The 20527-nt window shown below is 72.0% G+C and carries 22 protein-coding genes; 9 read left to right on the top strand and 13 right to left on the bottom strand.

Features of this window, described 5'->3' with window-relative positions:
• Positions 1-7: 7 nt before the first annotated feature.
• Together erpA and IGA62_RS03940 are read left to right on the top strand one after the other, a co-directional pair.
• Complete coding sequence (gene erpA / locus IGA62_RS03945) at positions 8-376, top strand: iron-sulfur cluster insertion protein ErpA (protein WP_145816206.1); 369 nt, start codon at positions 8-10, stop codon at positions 374-376.
• A gap of 299 nt (positions 377-675) precedes the next feature.
• Positions 676-1653 (top strand): carbohydrate kinase family protein, encoded by a 978-nt coding sequence (locus IGA62_RS03940; RefSeq protein ID WP_145816207.1) that lies wholly within the window; start codon positions 676-678, stop codon positions 1651-1653.
• 110 nt (positions 1654-1763) lie between these two features.
• Here IGA62_RS03940 and IGA62_RS03935 read toward each other — a convergent pair whose 3' ends face one another.
• The 4 genes from IGA62_RS03935 to IGA62_RS03920 form a co-directional block, all read right to left on the bottom strand.
• A complete protein-coding gene (locus tag IGA62_RS03935) occupies positions 1764-1958 on the bottom strand; it encodes a DUF397 domain-containing protein (RefSeq protein ID WP_145816208.1) in 195 nt (64 codons plus the stop codon).
• Positions 1959-1972: 14 nt separating this feature from the next.
• Positions 1973-3004, bottom strand: coding sequence for a helix-turn-helix domain-containing protein (locus IGA62_RS03930; protein WP_280526148.1), 1032 nt, complete (start codon positions 3002-3004; stop codon positions 1973-1975).
• A gap of 155 nt (positions 3005-3159) precedes the next feature.
• Positions 3160-3366 (bottom strand): sulfurtransferase TusA family protein, encoded by a 207-nt coding sequence (locus tag IGA62_RS03925; RefSeq protein WP_145821814.1) that lies wholly within the window; start codon positions 3364-3366, stop codon positions 3160-3162.
• Positions 3367-3449: 83 nt separating this feature from the next.
• A complete protein-coding gene (locus tag IGA62_RS03920; protein WP_145816210.1) occupies positions 3450-4601 on the bottom strand; it encodes a cysteine desulfurase family protein in 1152 nt (383 codons plus the stop codon).
• A gap of 196 nt (positions 4602-4797) precedes the next feature.
• Between IGA62_RS03920 and ctaC the strand changes: the two genes are divergently transcribed.
• A complete protein-coding gene (ctaC, locus tag IGA62_RS03915) occupies positions 4798-5772 on the top strand; it encodes an aa3-type cytochrome oxidase subunit II (protein ID WP_145816211.1) in 975 nt (324 codons plus the stop codon).
• Between the two features lie 10 nt (positions 5773-5782).
• A complete protein-coding gene (locus tag IGA62_RS03910) occupies positions 5783-6208 on the top strand; it encodes a cytochrome c oxidase subunit 4 (RefSeq protein ID WP_145816212.1) in 426 nt (141 codons plus the stop codon).
• Positions 6209-6325: 117 nt separating this feature from the next.
• Here the strand turns inward: IGA62_RS03910 and IGA62_RS03905 are convergent, their stop codons facing one another.
• From IGA62_RS03905 to IGA62_RS03890, 4 genes are all read right to left on the bottom strand, one after another.
• Entirely contained in the window at positions 6326-6535 is a 210-nt protein-coding gene (locus IGA62_RS03905) for a hypothetical protein (RefSeq protein WP_145816213.1), read from the bottom strand.
• 274 nt (positions 6536-6809) lie between these two features.
• Positions 6810-7856, bottom strand: coding sequence for an anthranilate phosphoribosyltransferase (gene trpD, locus IGA62_RS03900; protein WP_145816214.1), 1047 nt, complete (start codon positions 7854-7856; stop codon positions 6810-6812).
• A 118-nt stretch (positions 7857-7974) separates the two neighbouring features.
• Positions 7975-8382, bottom strand: coding sequence for a response regulator (locus IGA62_RS03895; RefSeq protein WP_145816215.1), 408 nt, complete (start codon positions 8380-8382; stop codon positions 7975-7977).
• A gap of 95 nt (positions 8383-8477) precedes the next feature.
• Positions 8478-9407: a cytochrome c oxidase assembly protein gene (locus tag IGA62_RS03890; RefSeq protein WP_145821815.1), complete on the bottom strand. Its 930-nt coding sequence runs from the start codon at positions 9405-9407 to the stop codon at positions 8478-8480.
• Between the two features lie 129 nt (positions 9408-9536).
• Between IGA62_RS03890 and ctaE the strand changes: the two genes are divergently transcribed.
• From ctaE to IGA62_RS03865, 5 genes are all read left to right on the top strand, one after another.
• Positions 9537-10136 (top strand): aa3-type cytochrome oxidase subunit III, encoded by a 600-nt coding sequence (ctaE, locus tag IGA62_RS03885; protein ID WP_091459740.1) that lies wholly within the window; start codon positions 9537-9539, stop codon positions 10134-10136.
• A 60-nt stretch (positions 10137-10196) separates the two neighbouring features.
• Positions 10197-11033 carry a cytochrome bc1 complex diheme cytochrome c subunit gene (gene qcrC, locus IGA62_RS03880; RefSeq protein WP_091459742.1) on the top strand — a complete coding sequence of 279 codons (837 nt, stop codon included), beginning with the start codon at positions 10197-10199 and terminating at the stop codon, positions 11031-11033.
• Between the two features lie 67 nt (positions 11034-11100).
• Positions 11101-12180, top strand: a complete 1080-nt coding sequence (qcrA, locus tag IGA62_RS03875) for a cytochrome bc1 complex Rieske iron-sulfur subunit (RefSeq protein WP_145816216.1) — start codon at positions 11101-11103, stop codon at positions 12178-12180.
• Positions 12177-13808, top strand: a complete 1632-nt coding sequence (gene qcrB, locus IGA62_RS03870) for a cytochrome bc1 complex cytochrome b subunit (protein WP_091459747.1) — start codon at positions 12177-12179, stop codon at positions 13806-13808. Before qcrA ends, qcrB begins: the two co-directional genes overlap by 4 nt.
• A 205-nt stretch (positions 13809-14013) precedes the next feature.
• Positions 14014-14715 (top strand): DUF4142 domain-containing protein, encoded by a 702-nt coding sequence (locus IGA62_RS03865; protein WP_145816217.1) that lies wholly within the window; start codon positions 14014-14016, stop codon positions 14713-14715.
• Positions 14716-14819: 104 nt separating this feature from the next.
• Here IGA62_RS03865 and IGA62_RS03860 read toward each other — a convergent pair whose 3' ends face one another.
• The 5 genes from IGA62_RS03860 to IGA62_RS03840 all read right to left on the bottom strand — a co-directional run bounded on the left by IGA62_RS03860 (position 14820) and on the right by IGA62_RS03840 (position 20517).
• Entirely contained in the window at positions 14820-15107 is a 288-nt protein-coding gene (locus IGA62_RS03860; RefSeq protein ID WP_091459751.1) for an Lrp/AsnC family transcriptional regulator, read from the bottom strand.
• Between the two features lie 245 nt (positions 15108-15352).
• The gene (locus IGA62_RS03855; protein ID WP_145821816.1) at positions 15353-16222 is read right to left on the bottom strand and encodes a nucleotidyltransferase family protein; all 870 of its coding nucleotides are present in this window, start codon (positions 16220-16222) and stop codon (positions 15353-15355) included.
• Positions 16223-16254: 32 nt separating this feature from the next.
• Complete coding sequence (locus IGA62_RS03850) at positions 16255-16794, bottom strand: NUDIX hydrolase (RefSeq protein WP_145816218.1); 540 nt, start codon at positions 16792-16794, stop codon at positions 16255-16257.
• A gap of 55 nt (positions 16795-16849) precedes the next feature.
• A complete protein-coding gene (locus IGA62_RS03845) occupies positions 16850-18634 on the bottom strand; it encodes a RelA/SpoT family protein (protein ID WP_145821817.1) in 1785 nt (594 codons plus the stop codon).
• A 128-nt stretch (positions 18635-18762) separates the two neighbouring features.
• Positions 18763-20517 (bottom strand): DEDD exonuclease domain-containing protein, encoded by a 1755-nt coding sequence (locus tag IGA62_RS03840; RefSeq protein WP_145816219.1) that lies wholly within the window; start codon positions 20515-20517, stop codon positions 18763-18765.
• Between the last annotated feature and the right edge of the window lie 10 nt (positions 20518-20527).

Here is a 20527-nt window from a genome sequence, read left to right as displayed (position 1 = left end):
ATTCCACGTGACCACGCCAGCGCAGACCGACTCGACCGAGGCCAAGGCCCCCACGACCGTCGTCCTCACCGACGTCGCGGCGCAGAAGGTCAAGGCCCTGATCGAGCAGGAGGACCGCGACGACCTTCGGCTCCGGGTCGCGGTGCAGCCGGGCGGCTGCTCCGGCCTGCGGTACCAGCTCTTCTTCGACGAGCGTTCCCTCGACGGGGACATCGTCAGTGACTTCGGTGGTGTCGAGGTCGTCGTCGACCGGATGAGCGCCCCCTACCTGACCGGCGCCACCATCGACTTCGCCGACCGGATCGACGCCCAGGGCTTCACCATCGACAACCCGAACGCGGGCAGCTCCTGCGCCTGCGGCGACTCGTTCAGCTGAGTCCCACCCGGGCCCGACGGCGGGGCCGCCCCTCACCGGGGGCGGCCCCGCCGTTTCTCGTACCGCCCGTCATCCGCTGCGCCCCGCCCCCTTTTGGTGGTAGCAGGGGCCCCTTGCAGATGATTTCCGTACTGCAGGGGACCCCTCCTACCACCCGGGCCGACACCCCTCCACCCCCGTGCTGTCGCCCGTGCTCTCGAGCGCCGCTCGAAGGGCCATGTCCCGACCGGCCGGCCGGTGCGAAGATGGCCGGGCCGGTAGGCTGACCGGCGCTCTGCTCCCCGACCGCGAGGGTTGACATGAAGATCGCCGTGACCGGCTCGATCGCGACCGACCACCTGATGAGCTTCCCCGGGCGGTTCGCCGACCAGCTCATCGCCGACCAGTTGGACAAGGTCTCGCTGTCCTTCCTCATCGACGACCTCATCGTCCGGCGCGGCGGCGTGGCCGCGAACATCGCCTTCGGGATGGCCCAGCTCGGATTGACCCCGGTGCTGGTCGGCGCGGTCGGCGCCGACTTCGCCGACTACCGCTCCTGGCTGGAGCGGCACGGGGTCGACTGCGACTCGGTGCACGTCAGCGAGGTCGCGCACACCGCCCGGTTCGTCTGCACCACCGACACCGACATGTGCCAGATCGCCTCCTTCTACGCCGGGGCGATGAGCGAGGCCCGCAACATCGAGCTGGCCCCGGTCGCGAAGCGGGTCGGCCGTCTCGACCTGGTGCTGGTCGGAGCCAACGACCCCGAGGCGATGCTGCGCCACTCGGCCGAGTGCCGGGAGCGGGGCTACCACTTCGCCGCCGACCCGTCCCAGCAGCTCGCCCGGATGGAGGGCAGCGACGTCGCCGGCCTGATCGACGGCGCCACCTACCTGCTCACCAACGAGTACGAGAAGTCGCTGCTGCAGAGCAAGGCCGGCCTGACCGACGCCCAGCTGCTCGACCGGGTGACCATCCGGGTCACCACGCTCGGCAAGGGCGGCGTGGAAATCGAGGGGCGGGACGTTCCGCGCATCCACGTACCGGCCGTTCGGGACGTCCCTGAGATCGACCCGACCGGGGTCGGCGACGGCTTCCGGGGTGGATTCTTCGCCGGACTCTCCTGGGGTCTGACCCTGGAGCGGGCCGCCCAGGTCGGCTGCCTCTCGGCGGCGCTGGTGCTGGAGAACCACGGGGCGCAGGAGTACGAGATCCGCCGGGACGCCTTCGTCAAGCGTCTCGCCGAGGCGTACGGCGACGCCGTCGCCGACGAGGTCCGCCCCCACCTGCTCGGCTGACCGCCTCCGCACCCCTCCGGGCAGCCGTCGGGCGCCGGTGGCCGTCCGGAGGGGTGCGGTGTCGACCGCTGGCTGGTGCCGGCGGTCGACTCAGGGCCGGTGGTCGACTTTCAGGGCCGGCGGGGCGGGGCGGCCACGAAGGCGGTCCAGCGGGCCGCGCTGAAGGTCAGGACCGGACCGGACGGGTCCTTGCTGTCACGGACCGCGACCGCGTCGGGCAGCACCGCGCACTCCACACAGTCACCGTTGTTGGCGCTCCGGCTGCTGGTGAACCAGCGGGCTCGGGACAGGTCGGGGGTGGTCATGTCGGCCTCCGTAACTATCGGGCGCCGGCCAGCTCCGTGATCAACGCGCGCGACTCGGCGGGGGAGAGGGCGACCTGGCGCAGGTTGTCGGCCACCATGCTATAGGTCCGCACCCCGTCCGGGTCCTGCACGTACATCGCCCCGTCGAGCACCTCGGTGTAGGCGATCGGCCGGACGTGCGCGAAGTCCAGCAGGACGAACTTGCCCAGGGGCGTTGCCGCGTGCGGCCCGTCCTCGGGGCGGAGCACCTGGACCGTGACGTGGGGCAGCTCGGACATCGCGGCGAGGTGGCGGAGCTGGGACCGGCGGGTCTCCTCGCCGTTGACGCGCAACCGCAGCGCCGCCTCGCCGATCACCGCGTGCAGCGTCAACGGCTCCTCGCCGGTGAGCCGCCGTGCGCGGGTCTGCCGGAACGAGACGAAGCGTTCGGCGTGGTCCGGCCGGACGAAGCCGGTGCCCAGGGTGAGCGCCTGCGCGTACTCCTCGGTCTGCAACAGCCCCGGCACCACCATCGACTCGAAGACGAACGCGGTGTCGGCCAGTCCTTCGAGGCCGACGTAGGTGCGGAACCAGTCCGGGACGACGTTCGCCCAGGGTGCCCACCATGTCCTCGCGTCGGCCTGGCCCACCAGCGAGGTGAGCCGGTCGATCGCCTGCTGGCCGGCCCCGCAGGCCCGCAGGATCGTCGCCACGTCCTCCGGGAACTGCTGGTAGCGCCCGCTTTCCATGTGCCCGAGCTTGGGCTTGCCGATGCCGGTGACGGCCGCCAGCTCGCTGAGTGACATCGGCGCCTCCCGTCGATAGCGGGACAGCTCGGCGCCGATCAACCAGCGCAGCGCGGACGGGTCGTTACGGGGCCGTGTTCGCTTGGGGCATGGCGTTCCCGGACGGGGTCCTGCTCTGTGGCGACCAGCGGACGTACGCCGGCCGGTTCCGAGCGCCGACAGCGCCGTACGGATCTTCAGCCGCGCCGGACGGCGGTTACGGCTGGTCTGGATCGACGAGTCGGCCCACCCGACGGACGTGACAGAGCAGATCTTGGACACATAGCGACCAAATGGAACGGTAACTGTCCAAGATCGCGCGAGTGGGGAGCGCGGCCGGTCCGCCGAGCACAGCCGGGGCCGCCGAGTGGGGAGCGCGGCGGCTCCGCCGCGTGGGAGGTGTGGCGGGGCGCTGGCTGAGGGCCGGGCGGAGCGGCTCAGCGGGTGCGGCGGACGTCGTAGCCGGGGCCCTCGACGGCGGCCAGGAACTCCTGCCCGCGCATCCGGCACCAGGCCGGGATGTCCACCGCCGCCGCCGGGTCGTCGGCGAGCACCCGCAGCACCGCGCCGACCGGCAGGTCCGGCAGGCGGCGGGCGAGCGCGATGACCGGTAGTGGGCAGCGCTGCCCGAGACAGTCCAGCACCTCGTCCGGCCCAGCCGTCGCGCCCTGTTCCGGCCCGGCGGCCGTTACTCGTTGCGGGTCGGCCCCGGCGGGCTGTGCGGGGGTCACAGCCCCACCACGCCGGCCTCGGCGCGCAGGTCGGCGACGATCCCCGGCAGCTCGGCCAGGAATCGTTCGACGTCCGCCTCGGTGGTCTCCCGGTGCAGGCTGATCCGGACGTTGCCGTGGGAGAGCACCCCCATCGCCTCCAGCACGTGCGACGGGCGCAACGTCGACGCGGTGCACGACGACCCGGAGGAGACCGCGAAGCCCCGCCGGTCCAGCGCGTGCAGCAGTGCCTCGCCGTCGACGTAGAGGCAGGAGAAGGTCACCAGATGGGGGAGCCGGTCCACCGGATCGCCCACCACCTCGACGTCCGGCACCTCGACCGCGACCCGGGCCCGGATCCGTTCCACCAGCGGTGCCAGCCGGGCGGCCTCGGCCGCCGCGTCGGCCGCCGCCGCGCGCAGGCTCGCCGCCGCCGCGACCACCGCCGGCAGGTTCAACGGCCCGGGGGTACGCCCCGCCTCGGCCTCGTCGGCCGGCCAGGGCGACTCCCAGCGGGTGCCCTTGCGGACCACCAGCAGCCCCACGCCGGACGGTCCGCCCCACTTGTGCGCGCTGGCGGTCAGCACCGACCAGCCGGCGGGCACCGGTGCCCGGCCGACCACCTGGGCCGCGTCGACGTGCAGCGGCACCCCCGCCCCGGCGCAGACGGCGGCGGCCTCGGCGACCGGCTGCACGGTGCCCACCTCGTGGCTGGCCGCGATCAGGCTGGCCCAGGCCACACCGGGGGCGCGTACCGCCGCCGCCCAGCCGTCGAGGTCGAGCCGGCCAAGCCGGTCCACCGGCACCGGCACCGCCGCGCCGCCGGCCGCCACGTGCCGTTCGGCGGCGTGCAGCACGGCGGAGTGTTCGATCGCCGAGTGCACCAGCACCGGTCCGACCCGCCGGCGGGCGGCCAACCCGCCCAGCACCGCGCCGTGGGCGGCGGTGGTGCCGTTGGCGGTGAAGGAGAGCTCGTCGGGGCGTACCCCGAGGGTTTCGGCGGCGGCGGCCCGCGCCGCGTCGAGGAGCTGGCGGGCCCGGCGGGCCTGGGTGTAGAGCCGGCCGGGGTCGGCCCAGCCGTCGGCCAGGGCGGCGCCCAGCGCCTGTCTGGCTACCGGGTGCAACGGGGCGGCGGTGGCCGCGTCCAGGTAGACCGAAGCAGCGCTCACGGGTGCCAACGTAGCGCGTGGGAGCCGTTCGGGATCCCTCGACCGGGGCGGACACGCGACCCCAGGGCGGTCCGGTCCGTCATGGTCGAGTAATCTGCGACCGTCGGTGACGCCTTTGCCGGCGGTGCTGTCACTCCGCCGGCCGGGCCGGCGGAACCGGGCCAGACACCGCGGCGCGCTAGGGAGGCAGGACCAGGTGGTCGCAAGGAGTTCGGAGGTACGGCCGACGGCCGTACGGCACAGCACTTCCCCGGGAGCCGGTGGGCGCCGGGGACGGGGTGCCGGGCGGCTCGCCGGTCTCGGTCTCGGCGCAGGGGCGACGCTGGTCCTGCTGACGGGGTGCGACGTCGGTGCGGCGTTCGACGGGTTCGGCTGGCCGCAGGGCGGCATCTCGGCCGAGTCCCGGCGGATGTACGACCTCTGGATCGCGTCCTGCATCGCGGCGCTCGCGGTCGGCGTCTTCGTCTGGGGCCTGATCTTCTGGTGCATCATCCGGTACCGCAAGCGCGGTAACGAGCTGCCCGTGCAGACGCGGTTCAACATGCCGATGGAGTTCCTCTACACCATCGCGCCGATCCTCATCGTCTCGGTGCTCTTCTACTACACCGCGGTCGTCCAGACCGACGTGGAGAAGCGCACGCCGAACCCGGACGTGGTCGTCGAGATCGTCGCGTTCAAGTGGAACTGGCAGTTCAACTACCGCGACGGCCTGGGTAAGGACGCCAACACCGTCGCCTCGGTCCTCGGCACCAGCGAGGTCATCCCGGTCCTGGTGCTGCCGACCAACCGGTCCATCCGGTTCGAGGAGACCAGCAAGGACGTCATCCACTCCTTCTGGGTGCCGGAGCTGCTCTTCAAGCGGGACGTCTTCCCCGGCAAGATCCGCAACGAGTTCGAGATCTCCGAGCTGGTGACCGAGGGCGCGTACGTGGGCCGCTGCGCCGAGCTGTGCGGCAGCTACCACGCCTTCATGAACTTCGAGCTGCGCGTGGTGTCCCCCGAGGAGTACGACCGGTTCCTCGCCGCGAAGCGGGACGGCCGGTCGACGCAGGAGGCGCTCCAGTCCATCGGCGAGGAGCCGTACGCGACGACCACCCAGCCGTTCGAGACCCGGCGTACCGAGAGCAACTTCAACAACGCGGCCGGTACGCCGGCCGGCGTGGGACGCTGAGGGGGCGGGCATGAGGACCGAGTGGAAGATCTTCTCCGTCATCGCGGTGTTCCTGCTCGCCGTCGGCGTCCTCTACGGCGCCTGGACGGCCGGTGACTCCGGTCAGGTCGAGTGGGTCGGCACCGTCGCCCTGCTGCTGTCGTTCGCGCTCTGCGCGATGTGCGGCGGGTTCTTCTGGTTCGTCGCCCGCCGGATCGACCTGCGTCCGGAGGACCGCGCCGACGGTGAGATCGCCGACGGCGCCGGCGAGATCGGCTTCTTCAGCCCCGGCAGCTACTGGCCGTTCGGCCTGGCGCTCGCCGCCGCCATCGCCGGCTTCGGCCTCGTGATCTGGCAGTACTGGCTGATCGCCCTGGGCCTGGTGGCGGTCGTCCTGACCGCTTCGGGCCTGCTCTTCGAGTACTACACCGGCACCCGGCGTACCGCCGAGCACTGACCGGCGTCGTCCGACCACGACGAAGGCCGCCTCCCCGAGCGGGAGGCGGCCTTCGTCGTGCGGTGTTCGGGCCGGCGGGACGATCCTCGCGGGACGGGGCGCGCCGGGTGTGCCCGGTCAGGCGGCCCGACGGTATCCGTTGCGTGAAGCGGGACGGCGGTCGGCCAGCCGGGCGGCACCGAACCGGAAGGTGGCGATGAGCACCGCCGCGCCGCAGCCGGTGCAGGTCAGCTCGGGGCAGTCCGCTTCGTGCCCGTCCTCGCAGGGCGGGACCTCGAACAGCTGGACGCCCTGGCAGCTGTCGCAGTACAGCTCGCGCTCCGACACGGGCGTCTCCTTTCTGTGCGGGCTGCCGGCGGGTGGGGCCGCCGGTCGACCCGGACGGCGTGTGCCGGGCACCTGGCCCGCCTGGCACGGCAGCGGCGGAAAACTACTCGGCTGTAGTTTGGCACGCGGGTCCGACAACCCCGCCGGTGGCCGACCGGCAACCCGGTGCGGTGACCGACCGGCAAACCGGTCCGGGGCCGGCGGACAACCCCGCCGGGTGACTGGCCGACGGGCCTCCTGGCGGCCGGGACGCGGGACGGGTCCGTTCCACCGCTCAGACCGAGCGGGCCACTTCGATCCAGCGGTCGAGGGCCCGCGCCGCCGCGCCGGAGTCGATCGACTCGGCGGCCCGGTCCAGCCCGCCCCGGACGGCGGTCAGCAGGTCGCCGTCGAGCGGCCCCTGGGTGGCGAGCGCGGCGGCGGCGTTGACCAGTACCGCGTCGCGCACCGGACCCCGCTCGCCGGCGAGCAGTCGCCGTACGACACCGGCGTTGTACGCGGCGTCAGCGCCCCGGAGATCCGCCAGGGTGGCCCGGGGTACCCCGAGGTCGGTCGCGTCGACCAGCGCCTCTCTCACGGTGCCCTGCTGGGCCACCCAGAAGCGGGTGGGGGCGGCGGTGCTGAACTCGTCCAGCCCGTCCTCGCCGCGCATCACCAGGACCGAGTCGCCCCGGGCCGCGAAGACGGCGGCCATCACCGGCGCCATCCGTGGGTCGAAACAGCCGACCGCGCCGGCCCGTGGCCGGGCCGGGTTGGTCAGCGGGCCGAGGAAGTTGAAGAAGGTGGGCACGCCGATCTCGCGGCGCACCGGGCCGGCGTGCCGCATGCCCGGGTGGAAACGGGCGGCGAAGCAGAACCCGATGCCGGCCTCGGTGACGCAGCGGGCGACTCCCGCCGGGTCGAGATCCAGCGGGACGCCGAGGAACTCCAGCACGTCGGCCGTGCCGCAGGAGGAGGAGGCGGCCCGGTTGCCGTGCTTGACCACCCGGACCCCGGCCCCGGCCACCACCAGCGCCGCCATGGTGGAGATGTTGACCGTGTGGGCGAGGTCGCCGCCGGTACCGACCACGTCCAGCGCGGTGGCCCGGACCTCTTCCGGCAGCTCGACCGGGACCGCGTTGCCGAGCATCGCCTCGACCAGACCGGCCAGCTCGGTCGCAGTCTCGCCCTTGGCCCGCAGACCGACGGCGAGGGCGGCGATCTGGATCGGTGTGGCGGAACCCGTCATGATCTCGCCCATCGCCCACGCGGTGTCGGCGGTGGAGAGCTCCTCGCCGCGCAGCAGCGAGGCGAGCAGGTGCGGCCAGGTCCGATCGCCCATGGTGGGCCTCCCGATCAGGCGTGGGATGCGGGTGACGGCACCGGCGTCGACGGTGACGGACCGGGCCGGACGGTCCGGCCCCGGGCGGGCCCGGACCGTGGGGACGCGGACGTCCGGGTCAGGCGGCGCGGTCGGCGCCGGCGTGCCGACGCAGCAGTTCGGCGACCGTGGCGCCGGTGGTCACCGGGTCCAGCGGGTGCACCAGGGTGGCGTCGACCTCGGCGTACGCCGCCAGCCAGCGATCGGCGGCCCGGGCGATCACCACGCAGGTCGGGGGAGCGTCGGTGCGGTCGTCCTTGATCTGGCGGGCGATGCCGATGCCCCCGGCCGGGGTCGCCTCGCCGTCGAGCAGCATCAGGTCGATCTCGTAGTCGTCGACCAGCCGGATGCACTCGCCGTAACTGGCCGCCTCGGTGAACTCGACGTGCAGGTCGGCGGCGGGACGGGTGCCCACCGCGAGCCGCATCCGGTCACGCACCTGCGGGTCGTCGCTGTAGAGCAGGACGGTGTAAAGACGATCGCTCATCGCTGGCTTGGCTCCCACGTCGTAGCTGCCCGCTGATCGTACCGGTCGGGCCGGGTCGGTCGGCGTCGGTGCCCACGGCGGCCCGACGGCCCCGGTCAGGCCGGGGTGCCGGCGGCGCGTTCCCGGGCCTCCTGGCGGTCCAGGTCGCGGTCGATCCGACGGGCCTCCCGCTCGGACTGGCGGACCCACTGCACCACCAGTACCGCGAGCATGGTGATGCTGACGAACTCGCCGCCGGCCCAGAGGATGCCCCCGGCCACGACCTGGTCGTCCCAGGGGTCGGCCCAGCTGAGGTTCAGCGACGGGTACCAGTCGCCGCCGAAGAGCGTGCTGCTCTGCATGATGGTGAGCCCGAGGACCGTGTGGAACGGCACCGAGAGCAGCATCAGCAGCGCCCGGCCCGGGTACGGCCAGCGGTTCGGGATCGGGTCGAGGCCGAGCAGCGGCCAGAAGAACACGCAGCCGGTCATGATGAAGTGCGCGTGCACCACCTCGTGCGCCCAGACGTGTTCCAGGGTGTACCGGTAGAGGTCGGTGAAGTAGAGCACGAACGGGTTGACCACGAAGATCGTGAAGGCGACCAGCGGGAAGGTGTAGATCCGGGCGACCCGGCTGTGCACCACCGCCAGCAGCCGGGCGCGGGGACCCTTCGGCAGGGTGCGCAGCGCGAGGGTGAGCGGCGCGCCGAGCGCGAGGAAGATCGGCGCGATCATGGAGAGCACCATGTGCTGGACCATGTGCACCGACAGCAACGCGGTGTCGTACGCGTGCAGTCCGGTCACGGTGACCGAGGCGATGCCGCCCAGTCCCGGTCCGAGGAAGAAGACCGTCCGGGCGACCGGCCACCGGTCGCCGCGCAGCCGCAGCCGGTGCACCCCGTAGAGGTAGAGGCCGGCGGCCAGGACCAGGCCGACCGCCAGCCAGGAGTCGAGCCGGGTCTCGGTGAAGACCCGGGTGATCTCGAACGGCGGCGGCGCCTCGGCGGCGAGCACGGGTTCCGCTCCGGCGGCCGGGGCGGCGGTCATGATCGGATCGAGGTACCACACGTTTTTCAGGCTAGGCCAGGCGAACCGGACGCCCTCCGTCGGCCCGCCGGAACGACCGTTATGCCACCCCGATGCTCGCCGAACCTGATCGGGCGCAATAATGACCGCGTGACTGCGGCCCCAGCCATTGACAAGAGCAGGATCCATTCCCTGACCCGACCCAACATGGTCAGTGTCGGGACGATCGTCTGGCTCTCCAGCGAGCTCATGTTCTTCGCGGCGCTGTTCGCGATGTACTTCTCCATCCGCGCGGCGGCGCCGGAGCAGTGGGAGAAGCACACCGAGGCACTCAACGTCCCGTACGCGACGACCTTCACGCTGATCCTGGTGGCGTCCTCGGTGACCTGCCAGCTCGGCGTGTTCGCCGCGGAGAAGGGCGACGTGCACGCGCTCCGGCGTTGGTTCACGCTCACCTTCGTGATGGGCCTGATCTTCGTCCTCGGCCAGCTCAACGAGTACCGCGAGCTGGTCCACGAGGGCATCAAGATCAACTCGGACGGGTACGGGTCGATGTTCTACCTGACCACCGGGTTCCACGGCCTGCACGTGACCGGCGGTCTGGTGGCCTTCATCATCTTCATGATCCGCACCACCATGGGTCGGTTCACCCCGGCCCAGGCCACGTCGGCGATCGTCGTGTCGTACTACTGGCACTTCGTCGACGTCGTGTGGATCGGGCTATACGCCATGATCTACTGGCTCCAGTGATCTTGGCGCCGCGGCGCCGCTCCGTCCCCGACAAGGTCCAACCGGTTAAGGACACAGGTCATGACTTCTGACAACGACCGCCGACGCGGCCTGCTCGCGCGGCTGCGCCGCCAGCGGTCCGTGGCACCCAGCAGGGGCCGCCGCCGGCTGGGTGCCGCGGTCCGGCTGATCGCCGCGCTCATGCTGGCCGGCGGTGCCTACACCGTCTTCGCCCCGGGTGCCCAGGCGCAGGACAACCCGCCGCTCACCGGTGCCGCCGCCGAGGGCAAGGCGCTGTTCGACGTGAGCTGCGTGACCTGCCACGGCCGGAACGCGCAGGGCGTCGAGGGGCGCGGGCCGAGCCTGATCGGCGTCGGCGCGGCCTCGGTCGAGTTCCAGGTCGGCACGGGCCGGATGCCGATGGCTCGGCAGGAGGCGCAGGCGGAGCGAAAGACCCCGGTCTTCACCGACGAGGAGGTCCGCCAGCTCGCCCAGTACATCCAGGAGCTCGGTGGCGGCCCGGTGGTTCCCGAGGGTGACCTCCGCACGGACGCCAACCTCGCCACCGGTGGTGAGCTGTTCCGGATCAACTGCTCCCAGTGCCACGCCTTCGGTGGTGGTGGCGGCGCGCTCTCCTCCGGCAAGTACGCGCCCAGCCTCCGGCCCGCCAGCGACCGGCAGATCTACGCCGCCATGCTCAGCGGCCCGCAGAACATGCCGGTGTTCGGCGACAACCAGATCACCCCGGACCAGAAGGCGGACATCATCGCCTACATCCAGGAGACCCTGAAGAACGACCAGGACCCCGGTGGGTTCAACCTGGGTCGGTACGGCCCCTCGACCGAGGGACTGGCCATCTTCCTGGTCGGCATCGTCGCGCTCGTCTTCGCTAGCCTGTGGATTGCGGGCAAGTCGTGACCGAGCGAATCGTTCGATTCAGCGCCGTGGTGCCCGCGCTCGGCACCGCCCGTAGCGAGGTGACGGCATGAGCACGCACACCGAGAAGCCGGCCCGGGAGCCGATCGACCTGGACGACCCCGAGCTGACCCGGTTCGACGTCGTCCAGGAGGGCCTGCGCCGGGACGACATCGAGATCGTCCACTACGAGCCGCAGTTCGTCCCGGGCAGCAAGGCGGAGCGCCGCACCACCCGGCTGGTCGCCTCGTTCTTCCTGCTCACCGGGCTCGCCGCGACCGCCTTCCTGGTCGTCTACATCTGGTGGCCGTGGCAGTACGAGCCGGGCAACGGTGGGGACAAGCTCTACACCCCGCTGCTCGGCCTGACCCTGGGCGTGGCCCTGCTCGGCATCGGCTTCGGCATCCTCACCTGGGGCAAGAAGCTGCTGCCCAAGGAGGTCGCCATCCAGGACCGGCACGAGGGCGAGGTCGACCAGGAGGGTCGCAAGATCACCGGGCAGACCATGCTCTACGTCGCCGACGAACTGGGCGTGAAGCGTCGTCCGCTGCTGGGGATCTCGCTGCTGGCCGGTCTCGCGCCGGTCGGCGCGGTCGCCGCCGCGCCGCTGATCGGCGGTCTGATCAAGCAGCCGCACGAGAACAACCAGATGTTCACCACCGGCTTCCACCCCGGCGAGGGTGGCGAGCGGATCCGCCTGGTCCGTGAGGACGGCCGACCGGTCCGCCCGGCCGACATCAGCGCCGGTGGCCAGATCACCGTCTTCCCGGGCATCGAGCACGGCGTGAGCAACAAGCACGCCGACTCGGTGACCCTCCTGATCCACCTGCGGGAGTCCGACGCCATCGAGGCGCGTCAGTCCAACGAGCGGGTCGGCCACGGCGGCTACATGTGGGGCAACTACGCGGCCTACTCCAAGATCTGCACGCACGCGGGCTGCCCGGCCAGCCTCTACGAGCAGCAGACCAACCGGCTGCTCTGCCCCTGCCACCAGTCGCAGTTCCTGATCACCGACAACGCCCGGCCCATCTTCGGCCCGGCCAGCCGGCGCCTGCCGCAGCTGCCGATCGAGGTGGACGACGAGGGCTTCTTCGTGGCAAAGTCCGACTACACCGAGACCGTCGGGCCCGACTTCTGGGAGCGGCCATGAAGCGCCGAAAGTTTGACATGGCAGCGGTGCCTGGCAAGGCCGCTGCCGGGGTGGACGACCGCTTCGGCGTGTCGACCCCGCTGCGCCGGGTGCTCAACAAGGTCTTCCCGGACCACTGGTCGTTCCTGCTGGGCGAGATCGCGCTCTTCTCGTTCATCGTCCTGCTGCTGACCGGTGTCTTCCTGACCTTCTTCTTCGAGCCCGCGCTCACCGAGGTCATCTACAACGGCAGTTACGCGCCGCTGCGCGGCACGCCGATGTCGGCCGCGTACGCCTCCAGCCTGGACATCTCGTTCGACGTCCGGGGCGGCCTGATCATGCGGCAGATGCACCACTGGGCCGCGCTGTTGTTCATGGCCGCGATCGTCGTGCACATGCTCCGGGTCTTCTTCACCGGCGCGTTCCGCAAGCCGCGTGAGACGAACTGGATCATCGGCTCGCTGCTCTTCTGGGTCGGCTTCCTGGCCGGCTTCACCGGCTACTCGCTGCCGGACGACGGTCTCTCCGGCACCGGCCTGCGGATCGCCTCGGGGATCATGCTCTCCATTCCGGTGGTCGGCTCCTGGGTCACGTCGTCGATCTTCGGCGGTGAGTTCCCCGGCGAGATCATCATCAGCCGGTTCTACATCGCCCACGTGCTGCTCATCCCGGGTCTGCTGGTCGCGCTGATCAGCGCGCACGTCGGGCTGGTCTTCAAGCAGAAGCACACCCAGTGGCCCGGTCCCGGCCGGACCAACGACAACGTGGTCGGCGAACGGATGTTCCCGCGCTACGTGCTCAAGCAGGGCGGCTTCTTCATGGTCGTCTTCGGTGTCATCGCGCTGATGGGCGGCCTGTTCCAGATCAACCCGATCTGGCTGTTCGGTCCGTACGAGGCGTGGGTGGTGTCGGCGGCGAGTCAGCCCGACTGGTACGTCATGTTCCTCGACGGCTCGACCCGACTGATGCCCGCCTGGGAGATCAACATCCCGATCGGCGACGGCTACGTCATCCCGCCGCTGTTCTGGCCGACGGTGGTGCTGCCCGGCATCCTGGTGGGTCTGTCGACGCTCTACCCGTTCGTCGAGGCCCGCCAGCTCAAGGACTACCGGGCGCACAACCTGCTCCAGCGTCCGCGGGACGTGCCGCACCGCACCGCTCTCGGTGCCATGGCCGTCGCCTTCTACCTGGTCCTGACGCTCTCCGGCGCCAACGACGTGATCGCGGACAAGTTCCAGATCAGCCTGAACGCGATGACCTGGGCCGGCCGGATCGGCCTGCTGGTCCTGCCGCCGCTGGCCTACTACGTGACGTACCGGATCTGCCTCGGTCTCCAGCAGCACGACCGCGAGGTCCTCGCCCACGGCGTGGAGACCGGCATCATCCGGCGGTTGCCGGACGGCCGGTTCGAGGAGGTCCACCAGCCGCTCAGCGCGGCCGACGGCCACGCCGACGGCCACGGCGAGCTGGAGTACGTCGGCTGGGTGGTGCCGAAGAAGATGAACCGGCTCGGTGCCCTGGGCCCGGCCATCCGGGGCTTCTTCTACCCGATCGAGAAGCCGGTCGAGGCGCCGGTCTCGCCGGGACACCCGCCCGTGGAGCCCCGCCCGGAGCGGCAGGAGATCGGCAGCGGCCCGAGCCGCCACTGATCGCCCGAACCACCGCAGCACCCGTGGCGCCCGCCGGAATTCCGGCGGGCGCCACGCCCGTTCCGGCTCCCATCTCCCGCCCGACTCCCCGCCCGTTCCGGCTCCCGTTTCCCGCCCGGCTCCCTGCCCGCCGTCCGTCGCGGCACCGGGGGTTAAACCCGGTCAGCCGGGTATCCGTGCGGTCCAACGACAACGGGGAGGGAACATGTTGGGTATCAAACGGCTCGGGGTGCTGGCCGCCCTGATCCTGGTCGGGCTGGCACCCGCCGCCGCGGCCCAGGCGGCGCAGCCGTCGACGCAGGACCGGCAGTACCTGCAGGCGGTCCACCAGGTGAACCTGGCCGAGATCGTCACCGGCGAACTGGCCCAGCAGAAGGGGCAGAACCAGCGCGTCAAGGACCTGGGTGCCCGCTTCGTCACCGACCACACCCAGTTCGACCAGACCGTGCAGGACACGGCGAAGCAGCTCGGCGTCGAGCTGCCGGCCGAGCCGACCGCGGACCAGCAGGCCGTGGTGGACCAGCTGAACAACGTCAACGGTGCCGAGTTCGACCGGCAGTGGGTGACCGCCGAGCTGGCCGGGCACGTCCAGGCCATCCAGGCCACCCAGACCGAGATCTCGCAGGGCACCGAGCAGACCGTGGTGCAGCTGGCCCAGGACGCCCTGCCGGTGCTCCAGGCGCACTACGACGAGCTGGTGTCCCTGGCGGAGGAGTTGGGCGTGCCGGTTCCGCAGGCCAGTGCCAGCGGTACCCCGGGTCCGGGCACCAGTGGTACGCCCGCGCCGGCTCCGTCGGTGACCACGCCGTCCGCCCCGGGCGGTACGGCCACCACGCCCGCCCCGGGTGGCACCACCGGTCCGGGTCAGGGTGGCGTCACCGAGACGCCGGCCCCGACGGGTAGCTGATCAACTGCACGAGCGCCGGTCCACCTCCGGGTGGGCCGGCGTACGTGTGTCTCCGGGACCGGTGCCCGCCGCGCTCCGGTGGGTCCGTGGCGCGTGCTTCGGGCTCAGTCGGCGTTGGCCAGCCCGATCGCGAACGCCTCCTCCAGGTCGTGCTGCGAGTACGCCCGGAAGGCGATGTGCGACTCGGTGTTGAGCACGCCGGGAACCTTGGAGATGCGGCCGGCGATCACCTGGGCGATCTGCTCGAACTCGCGTACCCGGACCATGGCGATGAGGTCCACGTGACCGGCCACCGAGTAGACCTCGCTGACCCCGGGCAGGGCGGCGAGCGCCTCGGCCACCTCGGGGATCGCGTCGGTGGCACAGTCGATCAGCACGATGGCGGTGATCACGGGGAACTTCTCCGTTCGTCGACGTCACGCCCATGCTAGTGGCTGCCGGGTTCCCGGACTCCGCCCGGCGCCCCGCCGCCCCGCAGTGCGCACCGGGGGCGCTGGGTGGTAGCAGGGGACCCCTGCACGACAAAAAGCGGTAACAAGGGACCCCTGCTTCCACTCGAGCACCCCGGCCGGCTGCTTCCACTCGAGCGCCCCGGCCGGCTGCTACCGCCGTTCGGGCGACTCGGCACGGAGAGCGGTCAGTGGGCGGCGGTGACGGTGAGGTCGTCGTTGGCCCGGATCACGCCGTGCAGCCGCTCGTCGGGGCGGACCGTCGATCCGGGCCAGACCACCGAGCGGGTCACCGTGCCGGCGACCACCGCGCCCGCGCCGACCACCGACCGCGTGCAGTGGCCGGTCACCGTGGCGGCCGGGTCGACCAGGTTGCCGTCCCCGGCGGCGTGCAGGTTCGCGGTCAGGTAGTCGCCGGGAGTGCCCGTGTCGTAGAAGGTGCCGGCGAACGGCACGACCTCCAGCGCCCCGGCCGCCTCGGCCGGCCGCCAGACGGCCCGGACCAGGTCATCGAAGGTCGGGGGCAGGTCGCGGACCCGCCGCCAGGGCAGCAGGGAGAAGCCGACGAACCGGTGACCGTCGAAGGTGCCCGGCTCACGCGGGTCGGCGGCCGGCTGGCCGAGCAGCCGGACCGTCTCGCCGTCCCAGCCGTCGAGCAGGGCGGCGATGTCCGGCCCGGGTGCGGTGTCCGGGGTGGCCAGGTAGGCGTCGGCGTTGCCGACCAGCACCCCCCGGCCGTCGATCCAGTCCCGCAGGTTGCCGATCCCACCGGCCGTACCAAGTGGGTCGCCCGGCTCGACCGAGAGGTGTGCGCGGGCGCCGACCCGGGCGACCACCTGCTCGCCCAGGTAACAGGCGTTCACCGCGACCGTGTCCGGGCCGGTCAGTCCGAGGCCGGCGACCCGGGCCAGGGCCCGGTCCAGCAGCGGGACGTTGCCCACCGGGCAGAGCGCCTTCGGCACCCGTTCGGTCAACGGTCGCAGCCGGGTGCCCTCCCCGGCGGCGAGGACCACCGCGCAGACCTCCCCGGCGGGACGGGGGCGGTGCTGACCTGCCAGGTGCGTGCCGGGTAGCGGCGGACGGGGCGTGGTCACGAAGTGGGCCGCCCGTCCGGCGGGGCCTGCCCGGCCAGCGGTCCGATGCCGTAGTACCCGAGCAACCGGGCGGTGGCCCGGCTCAGCCGGGGCAGGTCGTCCAGCGGGTGCCAGGCGGCCTCGAAGACCTCCGCGCCGTCGACCACCAGTTCGGTCCGCGACGCCGGTACCTCCGCCTCGAAGACCACGTCCACCCAACCCAGGGCGTGCACCACGGCGTTCGGTACGGCGGGGCGCAGCTGGTCGGGGGAGAGCCGGATCCCGGACTCCTCGGCCAGCTCGCGGGCCGCGCCCACCACCGGGGCCTCACCCCGGCGCAGCAGCCCGGCGGGGAGGGTCCAGCTGTGGCCGGGAGGCTGGCGCAGCAGCAGGAGGCGACCCGCGCCGTCCGCCTCGGTGTCCCGGACCAGGGTGACCGCGCCGACGATGTACTTCGGCACGGCCAGCCGGACCAGCCGGCGGCGCAGGGACACCGGCAGACGGTAGAAGGTCCGGTAGACGACGGCCCGAGCGACCGCACGGGAGCGGGGGATCATGACTCCAGGCTAGTGGCCGGAGCGGACCGACCGGGCCACCGGGGGAGCAGAAACCCTACTGTCGGTGGTCGACCAGGTCGATGAGCTGGGTGACCACGGTGTCCGGGTCGAGCACCCGGTCGAAGACGGCGACCAGCATCGTCTCCAGGTCGGGGTAGCCCAGTTCCTCGGAGAGGCGTAGCAGCGGCAGGTCGCTGGCCAGGCCCCGGTCGTGCTTGCGCAACGCCAGCCCGATGGTGGCCCGGCCCAGGCGGACCTTGTCGGCGATCGAGATGCCCGGTTCGGTGTGCTCGGCGAACCATCGGTTGATCTGCATCTGGGCGTGTGGCGACTTGACGAAGTCCAGCCACTCGCGGCGGGGACCCCGGGGGGCGGCCAGCGCGTCGAAGGCGTTGTCGTCGGTCTCGGTGAAGATCTCCACCACGTCGCCCTCCTCGAGTTCGGACGAGAGCGGCGCGAGTCGACCATTGATCTTGGCGGCGAGACATCGGTCGCCCCGCTCGGTGCCCAGCTCGTACGCCAGGTCGACCGGGGTGGCCCCGGCCGGCAGCACCACCTGTCGCCCCTCGGCGAAGACCTGGATCTGGGCTTCGGCGAGGTCGCAACGCAGCGTGTGGAGGAACTGGTTGGGGTCGGGGGCGTCCTGCTCCCAGTCCAGCACCCGACGTAGCCAGTCCAGTTGCCGCGCCCGCACCGCCGTTCCGTCGGTGCGGGGGAAGCGGAAGTCGGCGGCGACACCGTACTCGGCCAGGCGGTGCATCTCCTCGGTGCGGATCAGCACCTCGACCGTGCGGTCCTGTGGGCCGCACACGGTGGTGTGCAGCGACCGGTAGAGGTTGTTCTTCGGGGAGGCGATGAAGTCCTTGAACCGGCCCGGTACCGGCCGCCAGAGGCCGTGCACCGCGCCGAGCGCCGCGTAGCAGTCGGTTGCCGGGCCGTCCACCACGATCGCGATCCGGGGCAGGTCGAACGGGACGGTGTGGCCACGGGCCACGGTGTCCTTCCAGATCGAGTAGAGGTGGCGCGGGCGGGGGGCGACCGCGGCGTCCACCTTGCTGCGGCGCAGCGCCACCCGGGTCCGGGCGACCACCTCGCGCAGGTAGGCGTCCCAGCCCGGCCGGTCGTGCACGTGGCGTTGGATCCGGGTGTACTCCTCGGGCTGAAGGTGCAGCAGCACCACGTCGTCCAGCTCCCGTTTGAGGGCCTGGATGCCCAGCCGGTCGCAGAGCGGCACCAGCACGTCGAGGGTCTTGGTGGCGATCCGGTTGCGCGACGCCGCCGAGCGGACGCCGAGGGTGCGCATGTTGTGCAGCCGGTCGGCCAACTTGATGATCAGCACCCGGACGTCCTTGCCGGCCGCGATGATCATCTTGCGGGTGGTCTCCGCCTCGGCGGCCTTGCCGTAGAACGCCTTGTCGAACTTCGTCACCCCGTCGACCAGGTGGGCCACCTCGGGACCGAAGTCCTCGGCGAGCGCCTGGAGCGTGTAGCGGGTGTCCTCCACGGTGTCGTGCAGCAGCGCGGCGACCAGCGTGGTGGTGTCCATGCCGAGGTCGGCGCAGATCTCCGCGACCGCCAGCGGGTGGGTGATGTACGGCTCGCCACTCTTGCGGAACTGGCCGCGGTGCATGTTCTCCGCGATCGAGTACGCCTTGCGCAGCACCGCCGTGTCCGCGCCGGGGTGGATGCCACGGTGCGCCCGGACCAGCGGGTTGACCGGATCGTTGTCGGTGGTCGGCCAGGAGAGCAGGGATCGCAGTCGGCGGGCCAGCGGCAGTTCGCCGGCGGATGTGGGAAGGGCGCCCCCCAGGGCGGCGCCGTGTCCGGCGTCGACGTCCACCTGGGACACCTCCTCACCCCGGCCCCACGGTCACCTCATCCGATAACCGGGAGCAGGCCCACGAAACGGGCAGGACTGCACTTCTCTAACAGCCTATGTGAGGTGACGTCATCCGATCGGTCAGTTGCTCATGGGCGTTCGGTCGAGAGTTGGGTCGACGCCGCCTGGTCCGCCTTCGCCAGCAGGGCCCGGAACCGAGCCGCCCCGGCCACCGGAGACGACCAACCGGCGGATGTCTCCACCAGCCTGGTCCCCGGTCGCTCCAACCAGGACAGGATGCGCTCGGTCTCCTCGGCGGTGGCGGCGGGGACCGGCCCGTGCCCGGGTGGCACCGTCTCCGCGGTGGCCCGGATCAGCTGCAACGTCGGTCGCGGGTGGACGCCGGGCGGGGAGACCCCGGCTCCGGCGAGTCGGCCGTGCCGCACCAGGGCCAGCTCCCAGCCGCCGCCGGGCGCGGGGTGGGCGGCGGCCAGTTCGGCGATCCGGGTCAGCCCGGCCAACCGCTGCATCCGTACGGTCGCCCGGAGCACTGCCGCGAGCCGCGAGCGGACCACGGCTGCCTCCTCGTACCGCTGCGCCCCGGCGAGCGCCTCGATCCGGGCCAACAGCGCGTCCACCACCGGCTGAGGGTCGGCGGCGGTGGCGGTGCGGAACGGCGCCGCCGCGCGGTGGTCGTACTCCTCGGGGGTGATCCGGTGCTCGCAGGGCGCCGGGCAGCGACCCAGCTCGGCCAGCGCGCAGGCCGGAGTCACCACGCGCAGCGAGAGGCGGTGGGTGCACTGGCGTAGCGGCAGCGCGTCGTGGAAGGCCGCCGCCGCCAGTTCCGCGGACCGGCGGGAGCCGAACGGCCCGAGGTACGCCTCGTCGGCCGGGCCGATCTCCCGGACCACCGACAGACGCGGGTACGGCCCGCCGGTGAGCTTGAGCCACAGCATCCGCTCCGGGAACTTCGACCGCCGGTTGTACGGCGGGGCGTGTGCGGCGATCAGCCGCAGCTCGCGCACCTCGGCCTCCAGGGAGTGCGCGCACTCGATCGCCTCGACCCGTTCGGCGGCGCCGAGCATCTCCGACATCCGGGCCCGCTTCTCCGCGGCGGTGAAGTAGCTGCGCACCCGGGTCGCGATGTCGCCGGAGGTGCCGACGTAGAGGGGACGGTCGTCGGCGGCCCGGAAGATGTAGACCCCGGGGGCCTTGGGCAGCCCGTCGGCGAGGTAGCGCTTGCGTCGCTGGGTGGGGGTGACCGCCCGGGCGAACTCGATCGCCTCGCCCAGGGTGTGCACCCGGTGCCCGCCGAGCCGGCCGATCAGCCCGTGCAGCACGTCCACCGTCGCCCGGGCGTCGTCCAGCGCCCGGTGGGTGGGCTGGGTGGCGGTGCGGAAGTACGCGGCCAGCGTGCCCAGCTTCCGGTTGGGCACCTCGTCGCGGGTCAGCACCCGCCGGGCGAGCGCGGCCGTGTCGAGCACCCGGGGGTTGGGCCAGCGGTAGCCGTGCCTGGCGCAGGCGGCCTTGAGGAACCCGACGTCGTACGGGGCGTTGTGGGCCACCAGCACCGCGTCGGCGAGGAACTCCAGGAAGGTCGGCAGCACCGTCTCGATCGGGGGTGCCGGCAGCAGCATCGCCTCGGTGATGCCGGTGAGCACGGTGATGAACGCCGGGATCGGCTGACCGGGGTTCACCAGGGTGCCGAGCACGCCCAGTTCCTCGCCGCCGCGTACCTTCACCGCGCCGATCTCGGTGATCCCGCCGCCGTCCGGCGCGCCGCCGGTGGTCTCCAGGTCGACCACGACGAAGGTCACCGCGTGCAGGGGGAGCGCGGGATCCACCCCGTCGCCGGCCGGGTCCAGCCCGGCCAGCGTCTCCTGCACGTATTCCCCTGCGGTCACGGGCGGCACG

The sequence above is a fragment of the Micromonospora sagamiensis genome, from assembly GCF_014680085.1.
GTDB lineage: Bacteria > Actinomycetota > Actinomycetes > Mycobacteriales > Micromonosporaceae > Micromonospora > Micromonospora inyonensis.
This window is presented reverse-complemented; position numbering and strand designations above follow the sequence as displayed.

Excerpts from the sequence above, each read along its gene's own strand:
- IGA62_RS03940 (WP_145816207.1), top strand. The coding sequence starts at position 676 with ATGAAGATCGCCGTGACCGGCTCGATCGCGACCGACCACCTGATGAGC.
- IGA62_RS03935 (WP_145816208.1), bottom strand. The coding sequence starts at position 1,958 with ATGACCACCCCCGACCTGTCCCGAGCCCGCTGGTTCACCAGCAGCCGG.
- IGA62_RS03910 (WP_145816212.1), top strand. The coding sequence starts at position 5,783 with ATGAGGACCGAGTGGAAGATCTTCTCCGTCATCGCGGTGTTCCTGCTC.
- trpD (WP_145816214.1), bottom strand. The coding sequence starts at position 7,856 with ATGGGCGATCGGACCTGGCCGCACCTGCTCGCCTCGCTGCTGCGCGGC.
- IGA62_RS03895 (WP_145816215.1), bottom strand. The coding sequence starts at position 8,382 with ATGAGCGATCGTCTTTACACCGTCCTGCTCTACAGCGACGACCCGCAG.
- IGA62_RS03890 (WP_145821815.1), bottom strand. The coding sequence starts at position 9,407 with ATGACCGCCGCCCCGGCCGCCGGAGCGGAACCCGTGCTCGCCGCCGAG.
- qcrC (WP_091459742.1), top strand. The coding sequence starts at position 10,197 with ATGACTTCTGACAACGACCGCCGACGCGGCCTGCTCGCGCGGCTGCGC.
- qcrA (WP_145816216.1), top strand. The coding sequence starts at position 11,101 with ATGAGCACGCACACCGAGAAGCCGGCCCGGGAGCCGATCGACCTGGAC.
- qcrB (WP_091459747.1), top strand. The coding sequence starts at position 12,177 with ATGAAGCGCCGAAAGTTTGACATGGCAGCGGTGCCTGGCAAGGCCGCT.
- IGA62_RS03865 (WP_145816217.1), top strand. The coding sequence starts at position 14,014 with ATGTTGGGTATCAAACGGCTCGGGGTGCTGGCCGCCCTGATCCTGGTC.
- IGA62_RS03850 (WP_145816218.1), bottom strand. The coding sequence starts at position 16,794 with ATGATCCCCCGCTCCCGTGCGGTCGCTCGGGCCGTCGTCTACCGGACC.